17 protein-coding genes are annotated in these 19,692 nt (G+C 47.3%); all 17 read right to left on the minus strand.

From position 1 onward, the window contains the following. Positions 1 to 15: 15 nt before the first annotated feature. Entirely contained in the window at positions 16 to 1,905 is a 1,890-nt protein-coding gene (nuoL, locus tag AC1DCV_RS07625; RefSeq protein WP_477022630.1) for an NADH-quinone oxidoreductase subunit L, read from the minus strand. A gap of 15 nt (positions 1,906 to 1,920) precedes the next feature. Beyond that, on the minus strand, positions 1,921 to 2,229 hold the full coding sequence (gene nuoK, locus AC1DCV_RS07630) for an NADH-quinone oxidoreductase subunit NuoK (protein ID WP_477022631.1): 309 nt from the start codon (positions 2,227 to 2,229) through the stop codon (positions 1,921 to 1,923). Further along, the gene (gene nuoJ / locus AC1DCV_RS07635; RefSeq protein WP_477022632.1) at positions 2,226 to 2,756 is read right to left on the minus strand and encodes an NADH-quinone oxidoreductase subunit J; all 531 of its coding nucleotides are present in this window, start codon (positions 2,754 to 2,756) and stop codon (positions 2,226 to 2,228) included. Before nuoJ ends, nuoK begins: the two co-directional genes overlap by 4 nt. Continuing rightward, positions 2,753 to 3,268: an NADH-quinone oxidoreductase subunit NuoI gene (nuoI, locus tag AC1DCV_RS07640; protein ID WP_477022633.1), complete on the minus strand. Its 516-nt coding sequence runs from the start codon at positions 3,266 to 3,268 to the stop codon at positions 2,753 to 2,755. The genes nuoJ and nuoI overlap by 4 nt, the downstream gene beginning before the upstream one ends. Positions 3,269 to 3,279: 11 nt before the next feature. Next, entirely contained in the window at positions 3,280 to 4,230 is a 951-nt protein-coding gene (gene nuoH / locus AC1DCV_RS07645; RefSeq protein ID WP_477022634.1) for an NADH-quinone oxidoreductase subunit NuoH, read from the minus strand. Positions 4,231 to 4,234: 4 nt separating this feature from the next. Continuing rightward, entirely contained in the window at positions 4,235 to 6,928 is a 2,694-nt protein-coding gene (gene nuoG, locus AC1DCV_RS07650) for an NADH-quinone oxidoreductase subunit NuoG (protein ID WP_477022635.1), read from the minus strand. After that, a complete protein-coding gene (nuoF, locus tag AC1DCV_RS07655; protein ID WP_477022636.1) occupies positions 6,915 to 8,189 on the minus strand; it encodes an NADH-quinone oxidoreductase subunit NuoF in 1,275 nt (424 codons plus the stop codon). Before nuoF ends, nuoG begins: the two co-directional genes overlap by 14 nt. A 2-nt stretch (positions 8,190 to 8,191) precedes the next feature. Continuing rightward, on the minus strand, positions 8,192 to 8,656 hold the full coding sequence (gene nuoE / locus AC1DCV_RS07660; RefSeq protein WP_477022637.1) for an NADH-quinone oxidoreductase subunit NuoE: 465 nt from the start codon (positions 8,654 to 8,656) through the stop codon (positions 8,192 to 8,194). A gap of 11 nt (positions 8,657 to 8,667) precedes the next feature. Next, on the minus strand, positions 8,668 to 10,413 hold the full coding sequence (gene nuoC, locus AC1DCV_RS07665) for an NADH-quinone oxidoreductase subunit C/D (protein WP_477022638.1): 1,746 nt from the start codon (positions 10,411 to 10,413) through the stop codon (positions 8,668 to 8,670). Positions 10,414 to 10,527: 114 nt separating this feature from the next. After that, positions 10,528 to 11,166, minus strand: a complete 639-nt coding sequence (locus tag AC1DCV_RS07670) for an NADH-quinone oxidoreductase subunit B (protein WP_441574059.1) — start codon at positions 11,164 to 11,166, stop codon at positions 10,528 to 10,530. Positions 11,167 to 11,216: 50 nt separating this feature from the next. Next, complete coding sequence (locus tag AC1DCV_RS07675) at positions 11,217 to 11,699, minus strand: NADH-quinone oxidoreductase subunit A (protein WP_477022639.1); 483 nt, start codon at positions 11,697 to 11,699, stop codon at positions 11,217 to 11,219. A 255-nt stretch (positions 11,700 to 11,954) separates the two neighbouring features. Further along, entirely contained in the window at positions 11,955 to 12,398 is a 444-nt protein-coding gene (locus AC1DCV_RS07680; RefSeq protein ID WP_477022640.1) for a CBS domain-containing protein, read from the minus strand. 226 nt (positions 12,399 to 12,624) lie between these two features. After that, a complete protein-coding gene (locus AC1DCV_RS07685; RefSeq protein WP_477022641.1) occupies positions 12,625 to 14,439 on the minus strand; it encodes a glycoside hydrolase family 35 protein in 1,815 nt (604 codons plus the stop codon). Positions 14,440 to 14,575: 136 nt separating this feature from the next. Continuing rightward, on the minus strand, positions 14,576 to 16,273 hold the full coding sequence (locus tag AC1DCV_RS07690; RefSeq protein ID WP_477022642.1) for a GMC oxidoreductase: 1,698 nt from the start codon (positions 16,271 to 16,273) through the stop codon (positions 14,576 to 14,578). 84 nt (positions 16,274 to 16,357) lie between these two features. Then, on the minus strand, positions 16,358 to 18,055 hold the full coding sequence (locus AC1DCV_RS07695; protein WP_477022643.1) for a GMC oxidoreductase: 1,698 nt from the start codon (positions 18,053 to 18,055) through the stop codon (positions 16,358 to 16,360). Between the two features lie 32 nt (positions 18,056 to 18,087). After that, positions 18,088 to 18,663, minus strand: coding sequence for a gluconate 2-dehydrogenase subunit 3 family protein (locus AC1DCV_RS07700; protein WP_477022644.1), 576 nt, complete (start codon positions 18,661 to 18,663; stop codon positions 18,088 to 18,090). A 190-nt stretch (positions 18,664 to 18,853) separates the two neighbouring features. Next, positions 18,854 to 19,603 carry a L,D-transpeptidase family protein gene (locus tag AC1DCV_RS07705; RefSeq protein WP_477022645.1) on the minus strand — a complete coding sequence of 250 codons (750 nt, stop codon included), beginning with the start codon at positions 19,601 to 19,603 and terminating at the stop codon, positions 18,854 to 18,856. Positions 19,604 to 19,692: the final 89 nt, after the last annotated feature.

Here is a 19,692-nt window from a genome sequence, read left to right on the forward strand (position 1 = left end):
GTTTATACGTTTAAGTTATATATATATTCTCCAGATGAGTACAGACAATATCGCTACTGCACCCAGTACCACACCCAATATATACCACCGCAGCAACCCACTCTGCGTGCGTGCCAGCATATGATGGCACCACTCCATGGCTGCTGCGAGATGAGTATACATTTTGTCTATCAGATCTTTCTTATTCATGCGTGACAGGTATACATAAGGATATACCAACAGGATATTATATAGTTTATCGAAGTCCCATCCCCTGCTCCAAAAACCACGTAACCAAAGGATGGCAGGCATTTCCAGGAAGTCAGACATCCCTTTCGGATGTAACACTACCCATGCATAGGCGAGTCCTATACCGCTCAGCGCAAGTACAGCAGATAATGCCTGGGAAGTCCATTCCAGGGAAACACTCTCCTGCAACACCGTAACCGCTGGCAATACCGGCAGCAGCCAGTTACTGAAAAGCGTTACATGCCCTAACGTATGCGGCAGTTCTATAAATCCGGCAATAGTAGATAATACTGCCAGGATATAGAGTGGGATCATCATGCTTTTACCAGGATGATGATGCACCTCCGTTTTAATGTCTCCATAAAACACCAGGAAAAACATCCGGAAGGTGTACATGCCCGTAAGTAATGCGCCCAGCAAGGCAGCCAGCCAGAAACCCATATGTCCGCCTGCGGCAGACCAGGACAACCAGATAATCTGATCTTTACTGTAAAAGCCGGCTGTTACAAAAGGAATAGCCGCCAGAGAAGCACAGCCTATCAGGAAAACCCAGTATACACCCTTCAACTGTTTTTTCAGTCCACCCATTTTAAACAGGTCCTGTTCATGATGCAACGCCACAATAATAGCGCCGGCAGCCATAAACAGCAGGGCTTTAAAAAATGCATGTGTAACAAAATGAAATACCGCTGCCGACCAGGCGCCACAGCCCAATGCCAGGAACATATAGCCAATCTGGCTGATGGTAGAATAAGCCAGCACTCTTTTAATATCTGTTTGCACCAATGCGCTAAAACCGGCCAGCACCAGCGTAATAGCACCTATTACGGCGGTAGTGGTTTGTGCATCAGGTGCCAGTTCAAACAAAGTATGTGTACGCGCAATGAGGTATACTCCTGCTGTTACCATGGTAGCTGCATGGATCAGCGCACTCACCGGCGTAGGGCCGGCCATGGCGTCCGGCAGCCAGGTTTGTAGCGGTAGCTGCGCCGACTTACCTACAGCGCCGCCCAGCAACAGCAATGCAATCCAGGTAATCACCGGATCGCCTTTCGTCCACAGGTGCGTGCTGCTTTCCAGTATCTCCGGGATACGTAATGTACCGGTATACTGAAACAACATAAACAACGCAATAGCCATAGCAGTATCGCCTACACGCGTAACAATAAATGCTTTACGTGCCGCATAACCATTGGCCGGATCTTTATACCAGAAGCCAATCAGCAGATAGCTGCAGAGTCCTACTCCTTCCCAGCCAAAGTAAAGCAGCAATAAATTATCTGCCATCACCAGGGTAAGCATTGCCCCTACAAATAAATTCATGCAGGCGAAGAAGCGGGCGTAGTCGGGCTCCTCGTGCATATAACCGGAAGCATATACATGTATCAGGAAACCTACTATCGTAATCACCCCTACAAATACTACAGACAACGCATCCATCCGGAGATCGAAGCCTATCTTAAATCCACCCACTTCCAGCCAGCTAGCTGCATTTTGTACAATGGCCTGTTCACCATTGCCGGCAAATTGTATGGCTATCAGTACGGCTACTATAGCAGCCATACCAATACTGCCGCAGCCAATTACAGTAACGGCTATACGGCTCATACGTTTCCAGCCCAGCATGAGCAGGAAGGCACTTGCAAAAGGAATGAGCGGTATGAGTGCAGGGAACATAGTTATAAAGATTTTTTATCCATTCATTTTTGCGGCTTCATCACTATCCAATGTTTTGAGCTGATGGTATAACTGTAGTATCAGTGCCAGGCCAACCGAGACTTCTGCTGCTGCCATGGCCAGTATAAAGATGAACATCACCTGTCCATCTGCCGTACCCCAGTGGGAAGACGCGACCACAAAGGCCAGTCCCGCAGCATTGAGCATCACTTCTACTGATAACAACATAAAAATAATGTCGCGGCGTACCAGTATACTGATCAGCCCCAGCACAAATAAAACGCCGGCGAGCAACATACCCGCAGTAGTAGGATGCAAGTTCATAGTTCATTATTTTCCAGGAACCGGTGTAATGTTTTTTCTTTCTGACGCCCCAGATGATAGGCGCCCACAATACCCGCCATCAACAACATACCTGTGAGTTCTACCGCGAGGATGTATGGCCCGAACAACGCCATTCCTACCGCTTTGGGATCCACTATCTGTATTTCTGCGGCAGGCTGACGATTCTGTAAAACAAGAAACACCAGTTCTCCCAACAGGATGATGCAAAGCAAAGAAGGAAAGATCCAGATACGGGGCTTCAACCATAGCTTCTCCTGCGCCGCAGATTCTTTGCCGAGATTCAGCATCATCACAAAGAATATCAGCAGTACCATAATAGCACCGGCATAAACAATCACCTCCAATGCTGCCATAAAAGGCGCACCATAGAGATACAATACTACTGCCACTGCCAGTAAGGATACTACCAGGTATAACAGCGCGTGCATAATGTTATAGCGTGTAATCACCATAATAGTGGCTAAGATGGCAATAGCTGCAGCGATATAGAATGCGGGTCCGATCATGGCATTAAACTTTTTATATCTACTGGTGGTTCCTCCTGCTGGGCATCTCCTTTATCTTTACCACGTATAGCCATGCCCGCTACATTGTAATAATTATATCCGGGATACTTGCCCTGACTGTTGATCAGCAGATCTTCCTTTTCATACACCAGGTTCTGCCGGTTGTACTCCGCCATTTCATAATCAGGTAATAGCTGTATTGCGTAAGTGGGACAAGCTTCTTCACAGAAACCACAAAAAATACAACGGGAGAAATTGATACGGAAAAATTCAGGATATCTTCTGCCGGATTCATCTTCCGTTGCCTGTAATGAAATACAATCCACCGGGCAGGCGGCTGCACAGAGATAACAACCCACACAACGCTCGCCTCCGTCCGGATCACGGGTGAGTGCTATACGGCCACGCCAGCGGGCTGGCAACGGCGCTTTCTGCTCCGGATACTGAAAGGTTTCCCGCTTATGGAACATATGCAGGAAAATCAGCCACATACTTCTTACCAGACTAAGCATTATTTTGAGTTTTAAGTATTTAACCAAAGTTTGATCGCCGCCGTTACCATCAGATTTAATATCGATAACGGAAATAATACCTTCCATCCATACTCCATCAGCTGATCATACCTGGGCCGTGGCATAGACGCCCGGAACAGAATGAATAGCATGATGAAGGCAAAAGTTTTTATAACAAACCATAGTACCGGCGGCAGGAAAGCAGGTCCCAGCCAGCCACCGAAATACAAGGTGACCAGCATACCGGAAATAAGGGTGATACCAAGGTATTCTCCTATAAAAAACATCCCGAATTTCATCCCGGAATATTCCGAGTGAAAGCCCGCTACCAGCTCACTTTCTGCCTCTGGTATATCAAACGGCAGCCGATGCGTTTCCGCCACTCCTGCTACCAGGAAGATGAGAAATCCGATGAACTGCGGTACAATAAACCATACCGTTCTTTGTGCTTCCACTATTTCGCGCAGGTTAAAAGAGCCGCTCAATACCACAACTCCCATCAACGCAAGTCCCATAAATACCTCGTAGCTGATCATCTGAGAAGCCCCGCGCATAGCGCCCAGCAGCGCATATTTGTTGTTGGAAGCCCAACCACCCAGCACCACGCTGTACACCCCTAATGACGACATGGCCAGGAAAAACAGCAAGCCAATATTTAAGTCTGCCACAATGATATTAGGTGCAAAAGGCATCACCACAAAGCTCATGAGTACACTAAGCATTACCACCGCCGGCGCAAATACAAACACTACTTTATCTGCAAAAGGAGGAATCCAGTCTTCCTTAAAAAACAGTTTAATCGTATCCGCCAGCACCACAAGCAGCCCGAAAGGGCCGGCCCTGTTAGGTCCGTAGCGATCCTGCCACAGCGCCAGCATCCGGCGCTCTACCCAGATAAGACCGGCCGCCGTATTTAACAGTGCAAACAGCACCCCTCCTATGATCCACCAGAAGTTTGTCATATAGTTATACTTTTATCAGCTGTGGCGCTTCTGCAATCTGTATGCCCGGCAGGCCTACAGGTATACCAGCAACCCCTTGCTGCAATGTATCATTGATGATCACCGGTAACGTATAGTTGTGACCGTTATCTTTAAAATGTAACAGATATCCTGCTGCTACCTGCAGCCTTTTCGCATCTTCACTGTGCAGCATAATATAGGGTGCAGGAATACGCTCTGCCACCCCCGGCGTATGCACGCTCAGTTCTTCTGATCCGTAAATATGATAAAGTGGTACCAGCAGTAAGTGTTCCGTCATCGCCAGATAGGGTTCAGGCACCTCTGTATAAAACGGCGTATGTCCGTTAACGCGAGGAGCAATTAAACGCTTACCACCGTTGCCGTCATGCAGGGGACCACCGGTTTCTACCTGGTATTTATTCACGGATTGTACAGAGTTCCATCCCGGCGCCCAGAAGAAAGGAATCATGGAGGATGGTGGTTCTCCCCGGTATCCTTCCATGGTAAAAGAGAGGGCGGTATCGGTATCTTCCGGCGGTTTAGGTTCGCTCACCTGCAGGTTTGCCTGCATGGCTGTGCGGCCACTGTAACGATGCGGTTCTCTCGGTACTTTCTGCCCGGCAATACGAAAATCCGCATGTGGTGCCAGTGTATCGATACCTTCAAAAACCGGCCATGTGGCAGCAACATGACTTACCACATCATCGAGGTGTTGCAGCTTCGACAGTGTGACATGCCCGTTACCGGCGGCTATTTGTAACAGCCAGCGCCAGCTCTCCTGTACAGCGGTCTTCGTTGAAAATACCTGGAAGAAACGTTGGGCGCGTCCCTCGTTGTTCACCAGTGTGCCATCAGATTCCGCAAAGGTGCCTGCCGGCAATATCATCGTTGCTTTTTCTGCAGTAGCGTTATAGAGATGATCCAGCAAAATCACATCATGTACCTTGCTGAAAAAAAGATCGGCCCTATGCTGATTTAACCGGCGATACAGATCGTTTTCGAGAATAATTACCGTATCTGCTTCATTATTCAGGGCGCGGTCTACTGCAGATTCCAGGCGATGGCCACCTAACATTTCCAGTCCCATGCTATTGCATTCCGGAACGGTGAAGGTGAGCATGACATCGATGCCCAGGTCATGCAGTGCCCAGGCTACATTGGCGGCTGATTTGATCACAGCTTCGCTGCCACTGCCGTAGCCGGCAATGATAAGCGGATTTTTTGCCGTCTTTAATACGTTGGCAATTTCCACCGCAATGGCTTTACCCTGTTCCGACATACCGGTGACTACCGGCATTTTATCGCTCAGCAGGTGACTAACGCCAAAGCCTATACGTGCAATATTATCAGGAGCTGTATGCCAGGCACCTGCTGCCAGTTCATCGAGTTTTGTTTCCTGTACATTCAGGATATACAGCGGGCCTTTGCTATCCTGTACGGCCTCACGCACCGCGGCATCCTGCCAGGCGGGCATATGTACACTGTTGATTACTTCGTTTACCGGAATACGGCGTATGGCCTGTCGTACAGACAGGGCCAGCATGGGCGCCGTGTTGGTCACATCTTCTCCCAGGATCAGCACCACATCTGCTGCTGCCGCTTCCTGCAGTGATGCGGCGCGTACCGGGCCTTGTTGAAGTATTCTGAGGGAAAGGGATACAAGGTCATGATCTGCGGCGGAAACACCCAGGTAAAAATTGTCTGCTCCTACGAGTTCTTTTAATACCGCATTGGATTCCAATGAAGCACGCGGAGAACCGATACCTATTGTTTTACCGGGTTTCATCCGGTGATGAATATGCTGCAATATCGGGATACCATTTGCCTGTTCGGCAGGCCCGTGATATACCATCGGTGTTTTAATACGTTGTTCACTATTCACAAATTCATAGCCGTAACGGCCACGGTCACAAAGAAAATATCCGTTCACAGCGCCGTTAAAACGGTTGGTAATCTGCCGGATGGCGCCGTATCTTTCGCCGGCCAGGATGTTGCAGCCAAGGCCACAGCCCTGGCATACAGAAGCGGCCGAAGTAAGGTCCCATTTGCGGGTATAATGCTGTTTGAGCGTCTTATCTGTAAATACCCCGGTAGGGCAAATCTCTGCCAGGTTGCCACTGAACTCACTTTCCAGGGTCCCTTCCTGCTGACGTCCGAAATACACGTGGTTATGCGCAGCAAATACATCGAGGTCTTTACCACCTGCAAAGTCTTTATAAAAACGCACACAACGATAGCATTGTATACAGCGATTCATTTCGTGGTTAAGGAATGGGCCGAGATATTGGTTATTATACGTTCTTTTGGTGAAATGATAATCGCGGTAGGAGTGCCCGGTCATCACTGTCATATCCTGCAGGTGGCAGGCACCGCCTTCATCGCATACGGCGCAATCGTGCGGGTGATTGGTCATCAGCCACCCGATCACATGTTCACGAAAATCCTTTGCGTCTTTATCGTCAATGGATAAACGCAGCTGATCTTTTACAGGCTCCATGCAGGACATCACGATTCTTCCTTTGGTGTCCTCTTCATCTTTGAAAACTTTCACTGCACATTGCCGGCAGGCACCTACTGACCCCAGGGCCGGGTGCCAGCAAAAGTAAGGAAGGTTTAAACCAAGCGACAGGCAAGCTTCCAGCAGGTTCTTGCCCTCCTTTACTTCATAGGTTTTATTATCGATGTTAATGATGGGCATATGGACATTTTTTATCTTTGATGTGTTGCTCAAAATCTTCCCGGAAATATTTCAGCGCACTCTGTAAAGGTTCCATGGCACCGGGTGCCAGTGCACAGAAGGTATTCCCGGGGCCAAGCAGTTTCGTATGCATTTCCAGTTGTTCCAGATCTGCATACGTTCCGTGTCCCTGTTCCAAAGCATATAATATTTTTTCTGTCCAGGGCAGTCCTTCGCGGCAGGGCGTACAGAAGCCGCATGATTCCTGTGCGAAGAAATGTTCCAGGTTATGTACAAAACCAACCGGGCAGGTACGATCGTCTAATACGACCATAGTGCCGGTACCCAGGCGGCTTCCTGCGGCCGCTACTCCTGCGAAATCCATTTTCACATCCAGATGGGCATCGGTTAGGAAATCAGTTGAAGCGCCACCGGGCAGTGCACCGCGAAAGCGATAACCAGCTCTCATGCCTCCCGCGTGTTCTTCCAGCAATTCCCGCATAGTAACCCCCATAGGTAGTTCCCAGGCACCGGGCTTGTTAACCTTTCCGCTTACACCGTATATTTTCGTCCCCCCGTCGGCGGTATAACTCAGTGATTTAAACCAGTCGCCTCCGTTATTCATGATATGCGGTATGTAAGACAATGTTTCTACATTGTTCACAATGGTAGGTTTACCAAATAATCCACTTACCTGTGGAAAGGGCGGCTTGGCGCGGGGTACGGCGCGTTTACCTTCCAGTGAGTTGAGCAGGGCTGTTTCTTCCCCGCACATATATCTGCCTACGCCTGTATGCAACTGCATTTCCAGGCTGTAATCTTTACCTAGTATATTTTTACCTAGATAGCCTGCCGCATAAGCATCTGCAATGGCCTGGCGCATGATGTGCGCAGCTTCCTTATATGCCCAGCGCATAAATACAAACGCCTGTGTGGCCTGTATCGCATAAGAAGAAATGATCATCCCTTCCAGCAACTGATGTGGGTTGCCTTCCAGCAGCCACCGGTCTTTGAAAGTACCGGGTTCCATTTCATCGGCATTGGCAACGAGGTATTTGGGGCCGGCCACATTCATGGGAACAAAACTCCATTTCATACCGGTGCTGAAGCCTGCGCCTCCTCTCCCTTTGAGATTCGCATCTTTTACCTTTCCGGTTACTTCCTGCGGCGTAAGTTCCTGTAATACCTTGCGCAGTGCGGAGTACCCGCCCACTGCTTCGTACTCCTTCAGATGAAGTGCAGCGCCCGAAGCGGGAATATGTTGTGTGAGCGGACGTTCCATATTCATAAATATTGATCCAGTATTTGTGAAAGATCTTCTTCTTTCAGATCTCTGTAGAGGTCATTATCAATCATTAGTGCCGGTGCATGATCGCAGGTACCGAGGCATGCATTGGGCAACAGGGTAAAGCGTTCATCGGGTGTTGTTTGTCCATATTTTATCTGCAGCAGGTCCATCAGTTTCTGCTTTATTTCCGTATAGCCCATCACGTAGCAACTGATACTGTCACAGAGCAGAATTACATGGCGACCTACGGGGTGCCTGAAAATCAGGTTATAGAAAGTGGCCACGCTGTCTACTTCCGCGGTGCTCATTTCCAGCAGCAGGGCAATATCGGCCACGCTGTCGTCTGATACCCAGCGGCGTTGTTGTTGTACAATTTTCAGGGCTTCGATACAGGCGGCCTTTTTTACCGGCACCTGTTGCAGCTCATGTGTGATTTGTTCTATTTCGATAGCAGAGAGCATATGTTATCAGGTTATCTGTCAATATCTGCGAGTACATAATCCATTCCTCCGAGTATAGAAAGCAGATCTGCCACTGTATAACCGCGGCTGATCAGCGGAATCATTTGCATGTGCGGGAACGAGGGCGTTCGTACTCTTACCCGGTAGGCAGCCGTATTGCCATCGCTGACCAGGTAATAGCTGTTCCATCCTTTGGTGGCCTCTGTGACCACCATGGCTTCACCGGCAGGAATAACGGGCCCCCAGCTTACGTTGAGGAAATGGTGTATGAGTGTTTCTATGTCCTGCATGGTGCGTGCTTTTACCGGAGGGGTAGCCAGCGGGTGGTGCGACTTATAATCGCCGGATGGCATGTAGGCCACACATTGTTCGATGATGCGGAGGCTCTGCCGCATTTCTTCCACCCGTACTACCGCTCTGTCGTAACAATCTCCGTTGTGAGCAACCGGGATCTCGAAAGCAAAGTTTTCGTAACCTCCGTAGGACCTTTTCTTGCGCATGTCCCACTCCATGCCGCAGGCACGGAGTCCGGGGCCGGTAACGCCCCAGTCAATAGCTTCTTCCAGGGTATAGATGCCGATTCCTTTGGTGCGGGCTTTAAACAGGTAATTTTTCATCACCATGTTATCGTATTCTTTCAGCTGTTTCGGGAAATAGCTGATGAAGTTTTTCACCAATGGTTCCCAGCCGTTGGGCAGGTCCTGGGCTACGCCACCTATGCGGAACCAGTTGGGATGCATGCGGCCGCCGCAGATGGCTTCAATGATTTCGAAGATGCGTTCACGGTCAGTGAACATATAGAATACGGGAGATAGCTGCCCCAGGTCCTGAGCAAAGGTGCCATACCATACCAGGTGACTGGCAATGCGGAACAGTTCGCAGAGCATAATACGGATTACCTGTGCCCGGAGTGGTACGTCAATACCTCCCAGCTGTTCTACCGACAGCAGATAGGCCAGGTTGTTATTCACGCCACCGAGGTAGTCAATACGATCGGTATAGGGAATATAGGTATGCCAGGATTGCCGTTCTCCCATTTTTTCGGCGCCACGGTGGTGAAAACCGATGTCAGGTACGGCATCTACAATATCTTCTCCGTTTAGTTGCAGGATAATACGTAATACGCCATGGGTGCCGGGGTGTTGAGGGCCTATGTTGAGGAACATGAAGTCAGCATCTTCGCTATGGCGTTTTAAGCCCCATTCTTCAGGTTTAAACCGCAGGGCCTCCTGCTCCCTATCCTGCTTCTCGTCATAGAGCTTAAACGGCCCCATTTCAGTAGCGCGTGCCGGGTGCTCCTTACGGAGCGGATGCCCCTCCCAGGTGGAGGGCATAAGAATGCGTTTTAACAGGGGGTGACCATTGAACCGGATGCCGAACATATCATATACTTCGCGTTCGTACCAGTTGGCGGAAGTCCAGATGGGTGTAATACTGTCCAGTGCAGGGTATTCGCCGTGGAGACCGGCTTTGATACGCAGGAATTCATTTCTGTCGAAGGAAAAAAGTGTGTAAACAACGGTAAAATCATAGGGTTTATGCCCGTTCTGTTGCCGTTTATACGCACGCTCATCAATGGCCGTGAGGTCATAGAGCATGCGATAGGGCATTTGTATTTCAGATTTAAGAAACTGTAGTACGGCCACAATATTCTCCTGTGGCGTCCAGAAGGTAGGCGTCCCATCCCGTGTAGCCTGTGGCTGAAAGGTGATATCACCAAAACGGGAGCTTAATTCCGCTGCAATGCGCTCGGGCATAGAATGGATTTTAGCTGTTAGCTTTTAGCAGTTAGCAGTTAGATTTTAGCGATAGTCTTTGATTATTAGCTTTCGCTATTAATCCAGGAGCTAATGGCTAAAAGCTAAAAGCTATTATATTTCGTCAGGTGTTTTAAATTCCGTCATTTGCTGTCGTTTTTCACGCAGGGTATCTTTCATGGAAATTTTCTCGGGTCTGATCACGCCTTGTTCTCCGATCACCCAGCTGAGTGGTCGTTTCTCTTTACCTACAGTGTCGCGCAGCATAACGAGGCCCTGCATAAATGCGTCGGGGCGCGGGGGGCAACCCGGTACATATACATCTACCGGTAAAAATTTATCTACTCCCTGTACCACACTGTAGATGTCGTACATACCGCCTGAATTGGCGCAGGAGCCCATAGATATTACCCATCGGGGTTCCATCATCTGTTCATACAAACGCTGTATGACAGGCGCCATTTTGATGAACACTGTACCGGCAATGATCATCACATCTGCTTCACGGGGAGTACCTCTGATTACTTCTGCACCGAACCGGGCTACATCATATTTGGGGGTCATAGCAGTTGCCATCTCTACAAAACAACAGGAAAGGCCGAAGTGGAAAGGCCAAAGCGAGTTTTTGCGTCCCCAGGCCAGGAGACTTTCTACAGAAGTAAGCATCACACTTTGCTGGATTACTTCTTCCATAGAAGTATTGCCGGAAACTTTGCCCGATACATCATTTGCGTTGGTCAGCCACCATTTCATAAAAGAGTTGATTTACTTTATGCGTGAATCATAAAATCAACATGCTGCTGTTACGTAAGTGCCTGTGGTGTTGGAGTCTTAATGTCCGTGTAACCGTTAACGTTAGCGGATTTTCTCTTCCGCATTTTTTTGTAGGCGCGTAATATTTTCTTCCCATCGGGACCAAAGTCCAATGCGCCGTTACGCCATTCGTAAATAAGTACAGCCAATAATATGAAGATAAAAATGGAAACGCCGAGAAAGCCAGTCCAGCCTACTTCTTTGTAGGCAATTGCCCAGGAAATAATCAATACTGTTTCAATGTCAAAGATGACGAACAGCATCGCTACCAGGTAAAACTGAGAAGGGAACCTAAGTCGGGCGGAGCCGGTGKAGATAATACCGGACTCATATGCCTCGCCTGTTGCGCGGTCTTTATGGCGTTGGCCTAATACATAAGAAAGACCCAGTATGATACCGATGAGTATCACAACAATAGCACCATATGCTAAAAATGGCCAAATGGGGGTGATGTCAGAAACAGCGCTTTTCAAAGTGTTCGCCCTCCGAGCGATTTACTTAAAAGTCCGTTATGCCAGTCTTTAGGAAAAACCAGTAGTATGCTTTCCAATCTACTGTAACAAATCTGTTAAACATTAATATACGTCTGTAAACCGCTTAATTCAAAGAGGGAACCAGATATGGATCTGATTTCATAACGTTTCATTCGCTGCATTACGGTAAAGACTATATGAAATTGAAGTTACAAAAATTAGTACGAATCTGCAAAACTGTTTCTACTGCGAAAATCAGGTATGCGTGCCAGTTATATAACATTCCAGACTGGTAATGATATAACGCTGGTCATCTATAATAAATTTCACCACGTCCCCAATAGAGATCAAACCGATCAACCTGTTTTGTCCATCTATTACAGGCAGGTGACGGATTCTTTTATCCGTCATCAGTCCCATACAGTCTTCAATGGAATCTTCTTCTGTAACTGTAATAGGGCGTTCTGTCATGATTTCGCGGATCAGGGTTTCTTTGGAAGCACGTCCCTTGAGAATCACTCTGCGGGCATAGTCACGTTCTGAAAAAATTCCAAGGAAATGATCTTGGCTGTCGACTACCGTCAGGGCTCCTACGTTATGATCGACCAACATTTGAAGGGCTTCAAAGACAGTGTTGTCAGGGTTTATGGAGTATACTGCATGACCCTTAGCCTGCAGGATATTGCGTACCTTTCCCATGGCATGCATTTTAAGAAAGTAAATAAATGAAAAACCACCATTCCTAAGTTAGCAATTTTCGTTGTTAAAAGCAAGGCAGTGAGAAATATTTGTTAGTGTACAAAGTACACAATAGGTGGTAGCAGAAAGCAGAAAGCTTAAAGCAGAAAGCAAAAAGCTATTGAAGAGAATGATATTAGCGGAATTAAGATCCACCTATTCGTTCGCTTCAATAGCTTTCTGCTATTTAAAGTGTTGCTGCTCCCGATACCGGTGCTGCTGCCTCCTGGTGTAAATCAAACACTACTATTTCATTAGCGCCTTTCTTCAGCCACGGAGCAGGACAATACAATCTTTTCTGTGGTCCTATTTCCCAATAGCGACCCAGATTATGACCATTTACCCAAACAATACCCTTTTTGTATGCGGACATGTCAATATAGGTATCGCCGGTCTTATCAAGGTTAAAAGTTGCTTTAAAGAACTGTCCTGGTTTAGTTGCATTTGTAGCAGAAGCGCTGAGGTCCTGCACAAATTTCTCTGTCATTGGCAAACCATACACTTCCCAGTTCATCAGTGTCATACCGTTCAGAACTACACGATCCGTGATTCCTTTACGATCAATGAGTGCATCTGCAAAGTTGATACGGCCCATTCCTTCTACCAGGATCTCCAGTACAGGATTTTGTACATCGCTCACCGGAATGTCAATGGTTTTTTCACCGAGGCGACGGTCAATTTTACCGATGTATTTTCCATTGAGAAATACAGTGGCATAATCATGCAGGTCTTTCACCGACAGCTTACCACTCTTGTGGCCAATCAGCGTGGTTTTATACAGCATAAATCCGTAGTCCTGACCAAAGGCCTCAAATGGTTTAGGTTGCGGAGTATGCATCGCCGTTGGCAGATGATCCCATACAGACGTAAATGCATTGAGCTTAAACTCCGGGATGGTAATTGTGGGGATGGGTGCCGGAACAGCCGGTAATTTTTTGCCCTTCGGGAGATAACTACCTAACAGTTGACGCAGGGCCTGGTACTTAGGCGTAGCGCTTCCCTGCTCGTTAATAGGTGCATCATAGTCGTAACTGGTTACATCCGGCTCATAACCGCCTTTACCGCCTGAATTGGCGCCGGCAGTATAACCGAAATTCGTTCCACCATGAATAACATACAAGTTAAAAGAGCGTTTGGTATCCATCAGGAATTTTACTTCTTTAGAGATGCCATCAATGCCCGGACGTTGCCATTGTTCGCCCCAGTGTGTTAACCAACCCGGATAAGATTCGCTGCTGAACGCAGGTACATTCGGATTTTGTTTTTTTGCAGCAGCGAAATCAGCTTCAGAGCCGCCGGAATCCAGTCCTATGGCGGCTCCTTCTACTCCACCTGCTTCCAGCATGTAGGCAGTAGCACCGTCAGCGGTGTAGAATGGAACATTGATACCATTCTTCACCCACATGTCTTTCAGTGTATTTAAATATGCTTTATCGTTACCGTAACTGCCATATTCATTTTCTATCTGCACCATCACCACCGGACCGCCATTGGTAACCAGCAACGGTTTTACTTCTGCCGCGAGATGTTCCACATAAGTGGTAACAGCCTGTATATAGCGCGGATCCATACAACGCACTTTGATATCCGGCGTTTGCAGCAGGTAAGGTGGTAAACCACCGAATTCCCATTCTGCGCATACATAAGGCCCCGGGCGCAGCAATACCCACATACCTTCTTCCTGTGCTATTTTGATAAATTCTGCAATGTTGTGATTGCCGCTGCTGAAATCAAACTGTCCCTTTACCGTTTCATGATAGTTCCAGAAAATATAAGCCGCAATCGTATTACAGCCCATCGCTTTCGCCATCTGGATACGATGACGCCAGTATTCATGGGGAATACGGGCCGGATGCATTTCACCACTGATCATCTGGAAAGGCTTACCATCCAGCATGAAATCCGTTTTACTCAAGGCAAAGGAATGTTTGTTTTGTGCCTGCACTGCCTGCCCCATCCAACAGGATAGCGCCAGCATGCCGCTTAGGATTACTTTTTTCATTGTTCAAATAAGTTGCAGATAAGCGTACAAAATACGTTAAATAATTACGAATTGCAAATTACGGATGACGGATTTGTAAGTAGCTGTTCGTCTACCCACAAATCCGTCATCCGTAATTTCTAATTCGTAATTTCTACTAAATGTTTCCTTTTTTAAGTTCATTAACAGCATGATCACATGCTCTGGCAGTAAGCGCCATATAGGTGATAGAGGGATTCACACAAGAAGAGGAAGCCATACACGCCCCATCGGTTACAAATACATTCTTTGCAGCATGTACCTGGTTAAAACCGTTGAGCACAGATGTTTTGGGATCTTTACCCATACGGGCCGTTCCCATTTCATGAATACAATGCCCCGGAGGAGGTGCACTATCATAGCCGCCCACATTCTTCAGTCCTGCTGCTTCCAGCATTTCTATCGCACTGGCCTGCATATCCTTGCGCATGGCCTTTTCATTGTCTTTAAACTCACAGTCTATGTCCAATGTTGGCAGTCCGTACTTATCCTTCTTCGTTTTATTCATCGTTACCTTATTCTCAAAATAAGGAAGATGTTCTCCCCATGAGCCCACGCCCATATTCCATTTACCGGGTTCGGTCTGTGCTTCTTTCAACTGTACGCCAATACCTTCCCAGCTGGTACCTCTGTCTCTGCCGGCACCACCCTGGTAACCAAATCCACGTACATAATCCTTTTGCATGGTTTTGTCGTTGGTATTGCGGAAACGGGGAATATAAATGCCATTAGGCCGGCGGCCACTGTTGTAATACTGGTCTTCAAAACCTTCAAATTCGCCACCGGCACCAACGCCAAAGTGGTGGTCCATGAGGTTATGTCCCAGTTGTCCGCTGTCGTTACCAAAACCATTCGGGAAACGGTCAGATACAGAATTCATCATGATCCAGCTGGTACCCAGTGTAGAGCCATTCAGGAAAATGATATCTGCATAATATTCTACTGTTTGTAAAGTATGGGAATCCATCACCCTTACACCGGTTGCTTTGCTTTTGTCTTTATCATATAATACTTCCAGTACTATTGAATCAGGACGCAGGGTCATATTGCCGGTAGCAGCTGCTGCAGGCAAGGTCACACCATTGCTGCTGAAGTAGCCGGTAAACGGACAACCACGTGCACACAGGTTACGGTACTGGCAGGGACCGCGATCTTTCAATCCTTTGGTCAGGTGTGCCACACGGCCGATGGTGATGATACGGTCGTTATACTTTTCCTTTATGCGGGCAGCCACATGTTTTTCCAGGCAATTCATTTCCATGGGTGGCAGAAAAACGCCATCCGGTAGCTGGGGCAATCCTTCGGCCTGCCCGCTTACGCCGATGTATCTTTCCACATATTCATACCAGGGAGCAATGTCTTTATAACGGATAGGCCAGTCTACACCGTGCCCGTCCTTTGCATTGGCTTCAAAATCGAGGTCACTCCAGCGATACACCTGCCGTCCCCACATCAGGGAACGTCCGCCCACATGATATCCACGCAGCCAGTTAAAGGGTTTTACTTCGTTGTAGGGATTCTCTTTATCATCTACCCAGTACTGTTGCGTTGCTTCGTCAAAAGCATAGCAGCGGCTCTGGATGGGATGTTTCTCCCGCATTTCATTGGTGGTGTTGAGGTGATGCGCAAATTCCCAGGGCGCTTTCATGGCGGTGGTGTAGTCCTTGATATGTTCTACATTACGACCTCTTTCCAGCACCAGTGTTTTCAGACCTTTTTCGCTCAGCTCTTTCGCAGCCCAGCCACCGCTGATGCCGGAACCCACCACGATGGCATCGTAGGTATTTTCTTTTTGTGCCTTTATATTAAGATTCATATCATCGCGTGTTAAAAGCACTTAGCGGCCAGGACATCGCCCTTTATTAAAGGCGTTATTCCCTGACCGCTAAGTACTATCATTTTAGATATTGCCTTTCTTTAATTCTTTTACTGCATAATCCACCGCACGGGCTGTCATAGCCATGTAGGTGAGGGAAGGATTTACGCAGGAAGCGGATGTCATGAAAGAACCATCCGTTACGAATACGTTCTTCACCGCATGCATCTGGTTGAAGCCATTGAGCATCGACGTTTTCGGATCGCGGCCCATACGTGCGGTACCCATTTCATGGATAGCCATACCCGGGTAAGAACCATTGTCGTATGTTTTCACGTTTTTCATACCTGCTGCTTCCAGCATTTCTGCGGCATCATTCATCATGTCTACGCGCATCTTCTTTTCGTTCTCCTTAAATTCTGCATCGAATTTCAGGACAGGCTGGCCCCATGCGTCTTTCACGGAGCTATCCAGTGTTACCTTATTCTCTTCGTATGGTAAGCATTCGCCGAAGCCGCCTAAACCGATACTCCATTGGCCCGGTTCAGTGAGCATTTCCTTGAAATCTTTACCCACACCCATTTCAGCAATACCGCGACTCCATCCGGAACGGCTGGCCCCACCCTGGTAACCAAATCCGCGGATATAATCGCGTTTGTCGTTGCCGATGTTGCGGTAACGCGGTACATAGATACCGTTTGCACGGCGACCGAAATAGTATTTATCTTCATACCCTTCTGCAGTACCGGAAGCACCGGTGCGGAAGTGGTGATCCATCAGGTTTTTACCGAGCATCCCACTATCGTTACCCAATCCATTCGGGAAGCGGGAAGAGATGGAGTTCATCATCACAAAAGTAGATCCCAGGGTAGAACCGTTAATGAAGATGATTTTAGCGTAGTATTCTACTGTTGCCTTGGTATGTTTATCTATCACTTTTACACCGGTAGCTTTGCCTAATTTTTCATCATAGATCACGGAGTTTACGATGGAGTCAGGGCGAAGCGTGAGGTTACCGGTAGCTACGGCTGCCGGCAAAGTAGAGGATTGTGTACTGAAATAAGCGCCAAACGGACATCCGCGGCTACAAAGATTACGATATTGGCATTTTTCACGGCCGGGAAGGGGCTGCGTAATATTCGCCACGCGTCCCATGGTGATGATACGGCCTTTGAATTTGTCTTCTACACTTTTCTTTACATCTTTTTCCACACAGTTCATTTCCATTGCTGGCATAAAGTGACCATCGGGCAGTTGAGGCAGCCCTTCTTTTGAACCACTGATACCGGCAAATTTCTCTACATAGTCATACCAGGGAGCAATGTCTTTGTAACGGATCGGCCAGTCTACTGCAATCCCATCTTTCAGGTTGGCTTCAAAGTCAATATCGCTCAGGCGATAAGACTGGCGGCCCCACATGATGGACTTACCACCTACGATATCGGGACGATACCAATCGAAGCGTTTTACTTCGTTATATGGACTTTCGGAATCGTTGATCCAGTATTTTTCGTTGTGTTCACTATAAGGATAATCGCGGCTCAGCTTAGGATGTGTTTCGCGCTGATCTACGGTAATGCGGCCGCGGTGTTTGAATTCCCACGGATCTTTGGTAGCAGTATCGTAGTCCTTTACATGCTCCAGTGGCTTACCACGATCGAGCATCAGTACTTTCAATCCTTTTTCGGTTAATTCTTTGGCTGCCCAGCCACCACTGATACCAGAGCCAATCACGATGGCATCATAGGTATGCTCTTCCTGTGCTTTTATATTCAGGTTCATGTATGATCAGATTTAAAGAATAAAAAGAAGTTTTACACTGCCCAGGCTTTCTCTCCTTTGGTATAAGGGATACAACCTTCGAATTTACCCGGTACCGGCACATAACGCAGTGCTTTGGTAGCACCTGGCTCAGAAGAGAAGTAGCCCAGCAGGGTTAATTCTTTCAGGTACTGGAAGTAATGGGTAGGATCTCCTTCTTTTTTATCTTTACGCTTGTTGTAGTTTACGCGCTCTTCTTCGATGGTAGTGAGCAGTTTGGTGCGTTGTTCCGGAGTGATGTCCATGAAGCCTTTTTTGAATTCCTTATTACTGGCAGCATCAATTTTCGACAATCCATCCAGGAACACCTGTTGGTCTTCTTTCTTGTAGCAATCGTTCATCATCACAATGATGAATTCTTCTACTTTGGCATCTTTAGCACCGGGAGTGCTGGTTCTGGGTATGATGGTTTCCGCCACTTCTGCCAGGAAGGCTTTTGTTTCCGGCTTTTGCAAATCATAGTTTTTCGGAGCGGAACCTGTACAGCTTTCTAAAGCTGATAACGTGGAAGCGGAAATGGCGGTGCCCAACAAAATCGCCACATTCCTTATTGCGTCTCTTCTGTGCATATTGGTAAATTGATTTGACCTTCGAACAAGTTGGAAAAAAAAACGCTAAAAACCAAATTAAAGTGTGTAAAAAGTACATAAAGCAAAAAGCCTGAAGCAAAAAACTATTAAGGAGAATGCCCAAAGCGAAGATTATCCGCCCTGTTCATTCTCCTTAATAGTTTTTTGCTTCAGGCTTTTTGCCTTACGCTTACATTATATATTTCCCCTTGTCGTCTACCAGCACTACCGGCAGGCGATGGTGTTTTTCAAAATAATCGTACGCCCCTCTCAGTTCTGTCCAGAATTGCTTGGAAGAGCCATCTGTCAGTGTAAAAGTACCGAGATAGTTCATGGAACCGGTGTTACCGAATTTTACCGGGAAAACATGTACCGGGATAAAATCCTGTCCGGCGTTTTTAGCGTTTACAGCCATGATGTATACCTCGTCAATGAATTCATCTGTTAAAGGAATACAACCCACTGTGATACAGTTGCCGTGAATATAAATTTCACCACCCGGATTTTTGGCATCGCTCAGGATGCGATCGGAAAAATTGGGATAGTTGATACCGAGTGACAGGTGATAATTACTGTTTGGATTAAAATCATTGATATAGTAGAAGCCTTCCGGTACTTGTCTGTCGCCTTCCTTGCGTTTGGGCCCCATTTTACCTGATAAGGTGCATACACGGTAGGATTTAAACAAGCGGAAGGTATCCGATGCATTGTTTTTTACCCATATTTCCATCTCACTGTCGAGCTTGAAAGAACGAATGAACATATACTTTGCAGGATAAGTCAACCCTTTCTTTTCGAACTCTTTTTTCAGCAACTCTTCCTTCTCACGGTATGCCTCCCCTACTTTGGGAAACATTTTCTGGTTGTCGAGGAAAGATTGCTGGGCAAATATTTTGCCTGCACCCAACAAAATCAAGACGATTACTACTAGTCGCTTCATATACTAATTCAACAAAATTTTAATATTTAAACCAGGTTTACGTAAGCAAGATAAAACAATAACAGGGCAAAAATAAAATATATTACCAT

The sequence above is a fragment of the Chitinophaga sp. 10T418 genome (genome assembly GCF_056394125.1).

What these genes read in the sequence shown, in the direction of transcription:
- nuoL (WP_477022630.1), bottom strand. Translation starts at nt 1,905, where the DNA reads ATGTTCCCTGCACTCATACCGCTCATTCCTTTTGCAAGTGCCTTCCTG.
- nuoK (WP_477022631.1), bottom strand. Translation starts at nt 2,229, where the DNA reads ATGAACTTGCATCCTACTACTGCGGGTATGTTGCTCGCCGGCGTTTTA.
- nuoJ (WP_477022632.1), bottom strand. Translation starts at nt 2,756, where the DNA reads ATGATCGGACCCGCATTCTATATCGCTGCAGCTATTGCCATCTTAGCC.
- nuoI (WP_477022633.1), bottom strand. Translation starts at nt 3,268, where the DNA reads ATGCTTAGTCTGGTAAGAAGTATGTGGCTGATTTTCCTGCATATGTTC.
- nuoH (WP_477022634.1), bottom strand. Translation starts at nt 4,230, where the DNA reads ATGACAAACTTCTGGTGGATCATAGGAGGGGTGCTGTTTGCACTGTTA.
- nuoG (WP_477022635.1), bottom strand. Translation starts at nt 6,928, where the DNA reads ATGCCCATCATTAACATCGATAATAAAACCTATGAAGTAAAGGAGGGC.
- nuoF (WP_477022636.1), bottom strand. Translation starts at nt 8,189, where the DNA reads ATGGAACGTCCGCTCACACAACATATTCCCGCTTCGGGCGCTGCACTT.
- nuoE (WP_477022637.1), bottom strand. Translation starts at nt 8,656, where the DNA reads ATGCTCTCTGCTATCGAAATAGAACAAATCACACATGAGCTGCAACAG.
- nuoC (WP_477022638.1), bottom strand. Translation starts at nt 10,413, where the DNA reads ATGCCCGAGCGCATTGCAGCGGAATTAAGCTCCCGTTTTGGTGATATC.
- AC1DCV_RS07670 (WP_441574059.1), bottom strand. Translation starts at nt 11,166, where the DNA reads ATGAAATGGTGGCTGACCAACGCAAATGATGTATCGGGCAAAGTTTCC.
- AC1DCV_RS07680 (WP_477022640.1), bottom strand. Translation starts at nt 12,398, where the DNA reads ATGGGAAAGGTACGCAATATCCTGCAGGCTAAGGGTCATGCAGTATAC.
- AC1DCV_RS07685 (WP_477022641.1), bottom strand. Translation starts at nt 14,439, where the DNA reads ATGAAAAAAGTAATCCTAAGCGGCATGCTGGCGCTATCCTGTTGGATG.
- AC1DCV_RS07690 (WP_477022642.1), bottom strand. Translation starts at nt 16,273, where the DNA reads ATGAATCTTAATATAAAGGCACAAAAAGAAAATACCTACGATGCCATC.
- AC1DCV_RS07695 (WP_477022643.1), bottom strand. Translation starts at nt 18,055, where the DNA reads ATGAACCTGAATATAAAAGCACAGGAAGAGCATACCTATGATGCCATC.
- AC1DCV_RS07700 (WP_477022644.1), bottom strand. Translation starts at nt 18,663, where the DNA reads ATGCACAGAAGAGACGCAATAAGGAATGTGGCGATTTTGTTGGGCACC.
- AC1DCV_RS07705 (WP_477022645.1), bottom strand. Translation starts at nt 19,603, where the DNA reads ATGAAGCGACTAGTAGTAATCGTCTTGATTTTGTTGGGTGCAGGCAAA.